Consider the following 12,820-nt stretch of genomic DNA (forward strand, 5'->3'; position numbering starts at 1 on the left):
CCTTTTTTACGCGCTTATTTCACGCTGGCGCGTAATAACTTTTGCAAAGGATAAACGGCGGCGATAACCACTTCATCCTGGGTTTGCGCCGCCTCATCAAGCTGTTTTTGAATATCGCCGCGCTCGCCGTCGCTGAGCGTCCCCTGCTTCGCCACAAGGTCAGTTAAGCGCAGGCCGATACCCGCGAGCTTGTCCACGTTTTCCGCCACCGGCTTTAACGCCTTAAGCTGATAGTTTCCGTCAATCAGCGCCAGCGCGTCAGGCGTGTTGCTTTGCCAGCGCGCAAAGACGTGGCGCAGGGATTCCGCGCTGTTGCCGTCTTCCGGATCGGCCACCAGCTTGTCAGCCCAGGCATCTATCGCCCGCAGCTGGCTGCTTTCCGCCGCCAGCGCATCCGCAAAACGATTAAGCGGTTCGAAGTGATGGTAGTTACCCGCCTGGAATTTCAGATGCTGGCGCGTGTAATACTGCGCGGGCTCTACGGCCTGGGCAAGAATTTGCAGCGGCATAATGTCCGGCGTGCCTGCCAGGCGCGTCATCTGCTGCACGGCGGCGGTATGCTGTCGCAGGGCCAACGGAGACGGTCGACCAGGCATCAATCGCCTGCAGGCGCTGATACATATTGTCGATATCTTTCACCTCTTCCGTGGACCACAGGCGTTCCGCTACGGCGAAGGCGCGCGGCCAGAGCTTGATATCAAGCAGCGCAGAGGAGACGTTTTCCGCCCACAGCGCGGCTTCGCCGCCGAGAATATTGTCCATCTGCTCGGGCGTTGGCACCGTCGGCTGCACGCCATCCGGCACGCTGTCGAGCTTTTGCCCGGATGCCGGATAGCGCACGTTGCCCACCAGGAAATAGCCGCTCAGCTTATCCTGATCCACCGTCACCACCGGGCGCGTCTCGCCCATCCAGCTATCAACCGTGAAGGTCACCTGATGCGCGTTTAGCCATTCGATATCGCGTACGGCGCGACGGGATTTCCCTGCGAAGTCGATAAACCCGCGCCAGCCGCTGCTATTGTTCACCAGCGTAAAGCTGCCTTCCACGGGCTTGCCCTTCAGGCGCGGCATAGTGAAGAACCAGCTTTGCGCGCTATCAGCAGGCGTTATTTGATCGATGCCGTTTAAGCCCTGCGGCAGGATCTCATTGCGATAGTGGTAAGCCGTCGACTGGGGCTGATCGAGGTAAAAGCCCGTGGAGAGGATCCCTTTATAGCCATTAGCGGCGACGGTGCCCAAAGCGTCCTGGCCTTGCCAGGACTGGATCAAAATGCTTTTCGGCAGATGCGGATGGTAGATCTCATCCCAGCCCATCATCTGGCGATGATGCTTTTCGAGGATTTTTTCCAGCCGCTGATTAAAGTAGGTCTGCAGCGCGTGGGTATCGGCAATATTATGCTGCTTCATAAACGACTGGACAGAGGCGGACTCCTTCCAGTGGCTGTCGTCCACCTCGTCGCCGCCGATATGCACATAGGCGTCCGGGAAGATCGCCGTAAGCTCGCCTGTCAGGGCGTCGATAAATTTGTAGGTGGCCTCGTTGGCCGGGTTAAGCAGGGGTTTGAGCACGCCCCAGTGGCGCTCCATCTGGTAAGGCCCCGGCGCGCTCATCAATTCCGGGTAGGCCACCGCGATCGCCGAGGCATGGCCCGGTAAATCCACTTCCGGCACTACCCGAATCCCCAGCCTTGTGGCATAGCGCACCACCTCTTTCATCTGCGCCTGGGTGTAAAACTGCCCGTCGCTGGCGAGCTGCTGCAGCTTAGGGTAGGCCGTCGAGGCGAAGCGCCAGCCCTGATCGTCGGTCAGATGCCAGTGGAAGACGTTGAGCTTGGCGCTCGCCATGCCGTCCAGCTGGCGCAAAATATCCTCGATCGGCACAAAGTGGCGGGCGGAGTCCAGCAGCATGCCGCGCCAGGGGAAACGCGGCACGTCTTTAATCGCTACGAAGGGAACGAAGGTATTTTGCGGCCCGTTCTGGATGAGCTGCAGCAGCGTTTCCATACCGCGCATCGCCCCAAAACGGGTGTTGGCGGTAAGCTTGATGCCGTCAGCCGTTACGCTCAGGTCGTAGCTCTCATCGCTGCCGAGCGCCGGCAAAGGATCGACCGCTTTGTTGATGTGAATAGCGATAGTTGGGCTGGAAGGGTTAGCCTGCGCGGGCTGAAGCTGCCAGCCGGTTTGCTGCGCAATGCGCTGACGCCAGCGCTCGGTTGCGCCCTCGAGCCTGTCGCCGGTGATTTTTATCGACACCGCGTTATCCAGCACCAGGCTGCCTTCCGCCGCCGGGCGATTAACCTGCTGCGGCCAGGGCATCAGCGGCAGATCCCCGGCCGGCGCGGCGTTTGCCTGACAGGCCAGGGAAATACAGCCGGCTAGCAGACCTGAACGTATTGATTTAAACATGAATATTCCTTCAGAGGTGACGGGCCAGAAAAAGCAAAAACACTCTGGTAACACGTGGAAAAATATTCATCAAGGCTCTGGCGAGATGCAGATCACATCCCGCCCGATTTAAGATTACTGCCAGCCGTAACGACGGGCGTAGAAGCCTTTTACTGCCTGGGTCAACGTCATATAGCCGCCGAGGATCAGCACCAGCCACGGGAAGTAGCTAAGCGGCAGCGCCTGGAGGTGCAGGTAGCCTGCCAGCGGCGAGAACGGCAGCGCGATACCCACCGCCATCACCACCAGCGTCATCACCATCAGCGGCCACGCGGCACGGCTTTGGATAAACGGGATGCGGCGGGTGCGAATCATATGCACAATCAGCGTTTGCGACAGCAGGCCCCACCACGAACCAGCCGGACTGGAACAGGGTTTGCGCCTCCGGCACGTTGGCCTGGAACACCCACCACATGACGCAGAACGTCATGATGTCGAAGATGGAGCTGATGGGGCCGAAGAACACCATAAAGCGCCCTAAATCCGCCGGATTCCAGCGCTGCGGTTTGGCAATTTGCTCGTCGTCTACGTTATCGAAAGGAATCGCCACCTGCGAGACATCATACAGCAGGTTCTGAATCAGTAAGTGAATCGGCAGCATCGGCAAAAACGGCAGGAAGGCGCTCGCCACCAGCACGCTAAAGACGTTCCCGAAGTTTGAGCTTGCGGTCATCTTGATGTATTTCAACATGTTGGAAAACGTACGGCGCCCTTCAATCACGCCCTCTTCCAGCACCATCAGGCTCTTTTCAAGCAGGATAATGTCCGCCGCCTCGCGGGCGATATCCACCGCGCCGTCAACGGAGATGCCAATATCCGCCGCGCGCAGCGCAGGGGCGTCGTTAATGCCATCGCCCATAAAGCCGACAACGTGGCCTTCGCCGCGCAGCAGGCGCACGATGCGTTCTTTATGCATCGGCGTCAGGCGCGCGAACAGCGTGGTGCGTAGCGCAAGACGCGCAAGCTCCTCATCGCTGAGCTTTTCGATGTCGCAGCCGACGACCAGCTCGCCCACTTCCAGACCGACCTCGCGACACACCTTCGCCGCCACCAGCTCGCTGTCGCCGGTGAGGATTTTGACGCTGATGCCGCTTTTTTTCAGCGCCTTCAGCGCCGGCGCGGTCGTCTCTTTCGGCGGATCGAGAAAAGCGATATAGCCTTCGAGGATCAGATCGGATTCATCAACGCGGCTATAGTCTCCCTCGCGCGCCGGCAGGAATTTAGTGGCAACGGCCACCACGCGTAGCCCCTGGCGGTTCAGATCGTCCGTCACGCGGCGAATGCGTTTTAGCATCGCGTCGTTTAGCGGCACGACATCGCAGCCGTGGCGAGCGTGCGTACAAACGCTGAGGACTTCCTGCAGCGCCCCTTTGCAGATCAGCTGATGAACCTGCGGCTCTTCGGCAACCACCACCGACATGCGGCGGCGTTCGAAGTCGAAGGGGATTTCGTCCACTTTGCGCCAGCGGGCAACGGCCTGGCGAACGTGGTCGGTATCCACGCGTTCCAGCACCGCCACGTCCAGCAGGTTTTTCAGCCCGGTCTGGTAATGGCTGTTCAGCCAGGCCGCGTGCAGGACGCTGTCGCTCAGGCTTCCCATTATATCGGTATGCGTCTCCAGAATGATGCGGTCCTGGGTCAGGGTGCCGGTTTTATCGGTGCACAAAATATCCATGGCGCCGAAGTTCTGAATCGCGTCCAGGTGTTTGACGATAACCTTTTGCTTTGAAAGCTTCACCGCGCCGCGGGCAAGGGTTGAGGTGACGATCATCGGCAACATCTCAGGCGTCAGGCCAACCGCCACGGAGAGCGAGAACAGCGCCGCCTCCCACCAGTCGCCTTTGGTGAAGCCGTTGATCAGCAAGACCACCGGCACCATCACCAGCATAAAGCGAATCAGCAGCCAGCTTACCCGGCTGATGCCCTGCTGAAACGCGTTGGGTTCATTCTCCTGCTGGGTTACCCGACCGGCCAGCTGGCCAAACCAGGTATTGCCGCCGGTGGCGATCACCATCGCCAGCGCCGTACCGCTCACCACGTTGGTGCCCATAAAGCACAGCGTATCGCACTCAAGCGGGTTGCCGTGGCGCGCCGCGCGGCTTACCGCCGCTTTCTCAACCGGCAGCGATTCGCCGGTCAGCGAAGCCTGGGCCACGAACAGATCGCGAGCGCGAATTATCCGTAAATCCGCCGGGATCATGTCGCCCGCCGAGAGTTTTACGATATCGCCCGGCACCAGCCGATCGAGAGGAATTTCAACGTATCCGCTCTCACCTTTTTCGTTAAGGACGCGCATCGCCGTGGCGGTGTTGCTGACCATCGCCTTAAGGGCGTCCGCCGCTTTGGTAGAGCGGGCTTCCTGAATAAAGTTAAGCAGCGTTGAGATAATAACCATCAGCGCGATGACCCCTGCGCCGAACAGATCGTCTTCCGTGGCGTAGGAAAAAATGCCCAGCAGCGTCAGCAGCAGGTTGAACGGATTGCGGTAGCAGCCCCACAGATGCTTCCACCAGGGCGCCGGCGCCTGGGTGGGGATCTGGTTCGGGCCGTGCGCCTCCAGCGCGTCTTCCACCTCGCGCTCGTTGAGGCCTTCGGGATGGCTGGAAAACTCGCGATAGAGCTGCTCTTCGCTCGCGTAAGCATACTTCAGGCAGGCTTCGCTAAGCGTCGCGGGAATATCCGTGGCTTGCGCGACGGTTTTGCCATCCGGCATAGGGTCACGCTGGATCAGGCGGCGCGGCAGATGGCGGCTAAGTTGTGAAAACAACTGCCGGGTCAGGTTTTTAAACAGCATAAAAGTCCCTTAGCGCCGTATAATACGGCGCCTGGCTGTCCTGCGGGCGCGGCAAAGCCCACCTTGCAGGTCATATTTTTATTCAGCAGGGATCGACAATGTAAATCGCTGCCTTACGGGTTCCGGTAAGGCAGACGCTTCGAAGAAGGACGGCTTACCGGGGGGTTCCTGTTATCACAGGGTCAGGACTGGGATCGGGTTCCATGTCGCCTCCGGTTGCAGATTAAGGGGAATGCTTTCCTGCGCCTGCTGGCGCAGATCAAAGTGCGAATATGGTACGCCTGTAAAACTAAACCCTTTGTAAACCAGATTTTGCCCATTGCGGATTGTTGGGTAGCATTACTTAAATGATGAACTCACAAGTAATTGAACGTCGGGAAAAACCAGAACAATGCAAAACCGCCTCACCATCAAAGATATCGCGCGACTGAGCGGCGTGGGTAAATCCACCGTCTCTCGTGTTCTGAACAATGAAAGCGGTGTCAGCGCGCGCACGCGTGAACGGGTCGAAGCGGTGATGCGGCAGGAGGGTTTCTCCCCTTCGCGTTCGGCGCGCGCGATGCGCGGACAAAGCGATAAAGTGGTGGCGATAATAGTCACGCGCCTGGATTCCCTCTCGGAAAACCTGGCGGTGCAAACCATGCTGCCGGGCCTGTATGAGCAGGGCTATGACCCGATAATGATGGAAAGCCAGTTTGATCCGGATCTGGTGGAAGAGCATCTGGGCATGCTGCAGCGGCGCAACATTGACGGGGTTATCCTGTTTGGCTTTACCGGCATTAGCGAAAAAATGCTGCATCCCTGGCAGTCCACGCTGGTGCTGATAGCGCGCGATGCGAAAGGATTCTCCTCGGTCTGCTACGACGACGAAGGCGCCATTGAGATTCTGATGTCGGCGCTTTATCAGCAGGGGCATCGCCATATCAGCTTCCTCGGCGTTCCCCATAGCGATGTGACCACCGGGTTACGCCGCCACGAGGCTTACCTCGCCTTTTGTAAAAAACACAAACTTACCCCAAAGGTGGCGCTGCCGGGCCTGGCGATGAAGCAGGGCTACGAACACGTGGCGGAAGTGCTGCTGCCTGAAACCACCGCCCTGCTGTGCGCAACAGATACGCTCGCGCTCGGCGCCAGTAAATATCTCCAGGAGCGCCAGCGCACCGGCCTGCAGCTCGCAAGCGTGGGCAACACGCCGCTGATGAAATTCCTTCACCCGGAGATAATCACCGTCGACCCCGGCTATGCGGAAGCCGGTCGACAGGCGGCCCCTGCAGCTTATCGGCCAGATAAATCAAACCCTCGCTATTCGCCAGCTCGTTATCCCGGGCGTGCTTCAGTAGGCAGCCGATCGTCGGTTTATTGTGATCGTCGCCCGGTTCCGGGAACGTTCCCATTTTCGCCGAAAGGATTAACGGATACCCTTGCAGGCAGGTCACTACTCCTTCCTCGGGGCTAAAAAAATGAGCAAAGTGAAACAACAGGATATCGACAGGCTGATTGAGCTGGTGGGCGGACGCGAAAATATCGCCACCGTCAGCCACTGCATTACCCGGCTGCGTTTTGTGCTGAACAATACGGCGATTGCCAGACCGAAAGAGATCGAAAATTTGGCGATGGTAAAGGGCTGCTTTACCAACGCCGGGCAGTTTCAGGTGGTTATCGGCACCAACGTCGGCGACTACTACCAGGCGCTGATCGCCACCAGCGGCCACCGCACCGCGGATAAAGAACAGGCAAAGCTCGCCGCCCGCCAGAACATGAAATGGCACGAGCGCTTAATCTCGCATTTCGCGGAGATTTTCTTCCCGCTGCTGCCTGCGCTGATAAGCGGAGGCCTGATTCTCGGCTTCCGCAACGTGATTGGCGACCTGCCGATGAGCAACGGCCAGACGCTGGCGCAGATGTACCCGTCGCTGCAAAGCATTTATGACTTCCTGTGGCTGATTGGCGAGGCGATTTTCTTCTATTTGCCGGTGGGTATTTGCTGGTCCGCCGTGCGCAAAATGGGCGGGACGCCTATCCTTGGTATCGTGCTCGGCGTAACGCTTGTTTCACCGCAGCTGATGAACGCCTACGATTTGGGCACTAAAATTCCGGACGTGTGGAACTTCGGCCTGTTTACCATTGCGAAGGTCGGCTACCAGGCGCAGGTCATTCCGGCGCTGCTGGCGGGGCTGGCTCTTGGCCTGATTGAGACGCGTCTGAAACGCATTGTGCCGGATTACCTCTATCTTGTAATAGTGCCGGTGTGTTCGCTGATTCTGGCCGTGTTCCTCGCCCACGCGTTTATCGGGCCTTTCGGACGCTGGATTGGCGACGGCGTAGCCTTCGCGGTTCGCCACCTGATGACCGGCAGCTTCGCGCCCGTTGGCGCGGCGCTCTTTGGCTTCCTGTATGCGCCGCTGGTGATAACCGGCGTGCATCAGACGACGCTCGCCATTGATATGCAGATGATTCAGAACATGGGCGGCACGCCGGTGTGGCCGCTGATTGCGCTGTCTAACATCGCTCAGGCTTCGGCGGTTGTGGGCATCATTATCTGCAGCCGTAAAAACAACGAACGGGAAATTTCAGTACCGGCGGCGATCTCGGCCTTTTTGGGCGTCACCGAACCGGCGATGTACGGGATTAACCTGAAGTACCGCTTCCCGATGCTGTGCGCGATGACAGGTTCCGGGATTGCGGGCCTGCTGTGCGGCCTGAGCGGCGTGCTGGCGAACGGCATCGGCGTTGGCGGCCTGCCCGGCATTCTGTCGATTCAGCCGCGCTACTGGGAGGTTTACTCCATGGCCATGCTGATTGCGGTGGTTATCCCGATGATGCTGACGACGGCGATGTATAAACGCAGGTTCCGTCAGGGCAAGCTGCTGGTGGTTTAGTTTTTACCGGGGCCGCTTATTGGCCCCTTAGCTTTAGGAAAGCGCTATGAATACAACGCCTCCATGGTGGCAACATGGTGTCATCTATCAGATCTACCCGAAGAGTTTTCAGGATACCACCGGCAACGGCACCGGTGATTTAATCGGCGTGATTAAGCGCCTCGACTACCTGAAGCTGCTGGGCGTGGACGCTATCTGGCTGACGCCGTTCTACGTCTCGCCTCAGGTGGATAACGGCTATGACGTGGCTAACTACTGCGCCATCGACCATAACTACGGCACGCTGGATGATTTCGATTTGCTGGTCGCCGAAGCGCACGAGCGCGGGATCCGCATCATCCTTGATATGGTGTTTAACCACACCTCCACGCAGCACGCCTGGTTTCATGAGTCGCTGAACCCTGAAAGCTCGTTCCGTGAATTCTATATCTGGCGCGACGGCACGCCTGATGTTTTACCCAACAACTGGCGCTCCAAATTTGGCGGCAACGCCTGGCGCTGGCACGCTGAAAGCGGCCAGTACTATCTGCACCTGTTTGCGCCTGAGCAGGCGGATCTCAACTGGGAAAATCCGCAGGTACGCGCCGAGCTGAAAAAGGTGTGCGAGTTCTGGGCCGATCGCGGCGTGGACGGGTTGCGCCTGGACGTGATCAACCTGATCTCCAAAGATCAGGATTTTCCCAACGATATCGAAGGCGCCGATGGCCGCCGTTTTTACACCGACGGGCCGCGCATCCACGAGTATCTGCAGGAGTTCAGCCGCGATGTGTTCACCCCGCGCGGCCTGATGACGGTGGGCGAAATGTCCTCCACCACGCTCGATAACTGCCAGCAATACGCCGCGCTGGACGGCAACGAACTGTCGATGACCTTTAACTTCCATCACCTGAAGGTGGATTATCCCGGCGGGCAGAAATGGACGCTGGCGGAGCCGGACTTTGTGGCGCTGAAAGCGATCTTCAGCCACTGGCAGCAGGGGATGCACAACGTGGCCTGGAACGCGCTGTTCTGGTGTAACCACGATCAGCCGCGCATCGTGTCCCGTTTCGGCGATGAGGGCGAACTGCGGGTGCCGGCGGCGAAAATGCTGGCGATGGTGCTGCACGGCATGCAGGGCACGCCCTATATCTATCAGGGCGAAGAGCTGGGCATGACCAACCCGCACTTCACGCGCATCATTGATTATCGCGATGTGGAAAGCCACAACATGTACGCCGAGCTGCGCGCGCAGGGCCGCGACAGCGATAACCTGCTGGCGATCCTCGCGAGTAAATCCCGCGATAACGGCCGTACGCCCATGCAGTGGGACGCCGGTGAAAATGCAGGCTTCACCAAAGGCACGCCGTGGATCAACCTGTGCGATAACTATCAGACCATTAACGCCCGGGCGGCGGTGGACGATCCGGACTCCGTGTTTTACGCCTACCAGCGACTTATCAAGCTGCGCAAAGCCCAGCCGGTGTTTACCTGGGGCAGCTATCAGGATCTGCTGCCGGAGCATCCCTACCTGTGGTGCTACCGCCGCGAATGGCAGGGCCAGACGCTGGTGGTCGCCGCCAACCTCAGCCGCAATAACCAATGGTGGATGCCGGAAGCCTTCGAGGGCGGCTGGGAAGTGTTAATGAGCAACTACGCCGAGGCGGCGGACAGGCCCGGCGAGATCAGCCTGCGGCCATACGAGGCGGTGTACTGGTTGCAGAGTTAGCCTTCTCCTCAGTTGAGTGATTTTTCTCCCTCCTTGCGAGGGAGAAACCCCGGGCGAGGCCTGCCAAAATTCAACGCGTAAATTTGTTTTCTTTCTCATGCCCCATCTTTCCTGTACCCCCCGATTTACTTTGTTCTAAATCAATAAAAGCGCAAACATCTTTGGTGCAAGCACTATATATAGAACTTAAAATGCACCCCGCCACTACATCTTGTATTTATCGACTATTATAGCAACAGAAACCCAGGCATAACGCTGGGGATTATCTGTGGATAAACTGGAGCTGAATCCGGAAGCCCTTGGTCAAACGAGCGTATTTACGCTGCCGGACTCATCCATCCTCGTGTGGATAACCTTTTTAAAATGGAGAAATCATGACACCGCATGTGATGAAAAGAGACGGGTGCAAAGTGCCTTTCACTTCAGAGCGCATCAAAGAAGCTATTCTTCGTGCAGCTAAAGCAGCGGGAGTCGATGACGCAGATTATTGCGCCACCGTCGCAGAAATTGTCAGCGCTCAGATGGCAGGCCGCAGCCAGGTTGATATCGGCGAAATCCAGACCGCGGTAGAAAACCAGCTGATGGCCGGAAACTACAAGCAGCTGGCGCGCGCCTATATCGAATATCGCCACGACCGCGATATCGAACGTGAAAAACGCGGCCGCCTGAACCAGGAAATCCGCGGCCTTGTTGAGCAAACCAACTCTGCGCTGCTAAACGAAAACGCCAACAAAGACAGCAAGGTCATCCCGACCCAGCGTGACCTGCTGGCCGGCATCGTGGCGAAACACTACGCCAAGCAGCATCTGCTGCCGCGCGACGTGGTGCTGGCGCATGAACGCGGCGATATTCACTACCACGATCTGGATTATTCTCCGTTCTTCCCGATGTTTAACTGCATGCTTATCGATCTGAAAGGCATGCTGACCCACGGCTTTAAAATGGGCAACGCGGAGATTGAGCCGCCGAAATCTATCTCTACCGCGACGGCGGTCACCGCGCAGATCATCGCCCAGGTCGCCAGCCACATATACGGCGGGACCACCATCAACCGCATTGACGAAGTGCTGGCCCCCTTTGTGACGGCAAGCTTCGACAAGCACAGCAAAACGGCTCAGGAGTGGCAGATTCCGGACGCCGAAGGCTACGCCCGCTCACGTACCGAAAAAGAGTGCTACGACGCGTTCCAGTCGCTGGAATACGAGGTGAACACGCTGCACACCGCCAACGGCCAGACGCCGTTTGTCACCTTTGGCTTCGGGCTGGGCACCAGCTGGGAATCGCGTCTGATTCAGACCTCTATTTTGCGCAACCGCATTGCCGGGCTGGGCAAAAACCGTAAAACCGCGGTCTTCCCGAAGCTGGTCTTTGCGATTAAAGACGGCCTGAACCATAAGGTCGGCGACGCCAACTATGATATCAAGCAGCTGGCCCTTGAATGCGCCAGCAAGCGTATGTATCCGGACATTCTGAATTACGATCAGGTGGTGAAAGTCACCGGCTCTTTCAAAACGCCGATGGGCTGCCGCAGCTTCCTCGGGGTGTATGAAGAAAACGGCGAGCAGATCCATGACGGTCGTAACAATATCGGCGTGATCAGCCTGAACCTGCCGCGCATCGCGCTGGAGGCCCGGCGGCGATGAGGCGCGTTTCTGGCAGTTATTAGACGGCCGCCTGCAGCTGGCGTACAAGGCGTTGATGACGCGTATCGCCCGTCTGGAAGGCGTGAAAGCCCGCGTGGCGCCAATCCTGTATATGGAAGGCGCCTGCGGCGTGCGCCTGAAGGCGGACGACGAGGTTTCTGAAATCTTCAAAAACGGCCGCGCCTCAATTTCTCTGGGCTACATCGGCATTCACGAAACCGTAAACGCTCTGTTTGGCAATCAGCACGTCTACGACAGCGCTGCGCTGCGCGAAAAAGCGATCGCCATTGTTGCGCGCCTGCGCGAGGCAACCGAGACCTGGAAAAATGAAACGGGCTACGGCTTCAGCCTGTACAGCACGCCAAGCGAGAACCTCTGCGACCGCTTCTGCCGCCTTGATACCGCTGAATTTGGCGTCGTGCCGGGGGTAACTGACAAAGGCTACTACACCAACAGCTTCCACCTGGACGTAGAGAAAAAGGTCAATCCGTACGACAAAATTGACTTTGAAGCGCCTTATCCGCCGCTTGCGAACGGCGGATTCATCTGTTACGGCGAATACCCGAATATTCAGCACAACCTTCGTGCGCTTGAAGACGTGTGGGATTACAGCTATCAGCACGTTCCGTATTACGGCACCAACACGCCCATCGACGAATGCTACGAATGCGGCTTTACCGGTGAGTTCGAGTGCACCAGCAAAGGCTTCACCTGCCCGAAATGCGGCAACCACGACGCAGCGCGCGTTTCCGTTACCCGCCGCGTTTGCGGCTATTTAGGCAGCCCGGACGCGCGTCCGTTTAACGCCGGCAAGCAAGAAGAGGTGAAGCGCCGCGTGAAGCACCTCGATAACGGGCAGATCGGCTAAGTGAACGTGCATCAGTACTACCCGGTGGACGTGGTTAACGGGCCGGGCACCCGCTGCACGCTGTTCGTTTCCGGCTGCGTGCATGAATGCCCGGGCTGCTATAACAAAAGCACATGGCGGGTGAATTCAGGCGTGGGCCTTCACGCGGGAAATGGAAGACCGGCTGATTAACGACCTCAACGATAAGCGAATTCGCCGCCAGGGGCTGTCCCTTTCCGGCGGCGATCCTCTTCATCCGCAAAACGTACCGGATATTCTGAAGCTGGTGCGGCGTGTGCGGGCCGAATGTCCCGGCAAGGATATCTGGATGTGGACGGGCTACAAGCTTGAGGAGCTGACCGCCGCCCAGCTTGAGATAGTTGATTTAATCAACGTGCTGGTCGACGGCAGGTTCGTTCAGGATTTGAAGGACCCGGCGCTTATCTGGCGCGGCAGCAGCAACCAGGTCATTCATCATTTACGTTAAGGCCCCGCAAGGGGCTTTTT

Annotated in this window: 2 protein-coding genes and 5 pseudogenes; 5 read left to right on the top strand and 2 right to left on the bottom strand. The window is 58.1% G+C overall.

Annotated elements, in window-relative coordinates; all coding sequences use genetic code 11:
• Positions 1–14: 14 nt before the first annotated feature.
• Together WLO32_RS17715 and mgtA are read right to left on the bottom strand one after the other, a co-directional pair.
• Positions 15–2,406: pseudogene (locus tag WLO32_RS17715) on the bottom strand (beta-N-acetylhexosaminidase).
• 114 nt (positions 2,407–2,520) lie between these two features.
• A pseudogene (gene mgtA, locus WLO32_RS17720) lies at positions 2,521–5,239 on the bottom strand (magnesium-translocating P-type ATPase).
• A 391-nt stretch (positions 5,240–5,630) separates the two neighbouring features.
• Between mgtA and treR the strand changes: the two are divergent.
• The 5 genes and pseudogenes from treR to nrdG all read left to right on the top strand — a co-directional run bounded on the left by treR (position 5,631) and on the right by nrdG (position 12,800).
• Positions 5,631–6,579, top strand: a pseudogene (gene treR / locus WLO32_RS17725) (trehalose operon repressor TreR).
• Between the two features lie 120 nt (positions 6,580–6,699).
• Entirely contained in the window at positions 6,700–8,118 is a 1,419-nt protein-coding gene (gene treB / locus WLO32_RS17730) for a PTS trehalose transporter subunit IIBC (RefSeq protein ID WP_435946328.1), read from the top strand.
• A 46-nt stretch (positions 8,119–8,164) separates the two neighbouring features.
• Positions 8,165–9,823: an alpha,alpha-phosphotrehalase gene (gene treC / locus WLO32_RS17735; protein WP_435946329.1), complete on the top strand. Its 1,659-nt coding sequence runs from the start codon at positions 8,165–8,167 to the stop codon at positions 9,821–9,823.
• Positions 9,824–10,197: 374 nt separating this feature from the next.
• A pseudogene (gene nrdD / locus WLO32_RS17740) lies at positions 10,198–12,334 on the top strand (anaerobic ribonucleoside-triphosphate reductase).
• Positions 12,335–12,800 (top strand): annotated as a pseudogene (nrdG, locus tag WLO32_RS17745) (anaerobic ribonucleoside-triphosphate reductase-activating protein).
• The last annotated feature ends 20 nt before the right edge of the window (positions 12,801–12,820 follow it).

This window comes from Dryocola mayonis (assembly GCF_051307045.1).
Classification (GTDB): Bacteria; Pseudomonadota; Gammaproteobacteria; order Enterobacterales; family Enterobacteriaceae; genus Dryocola.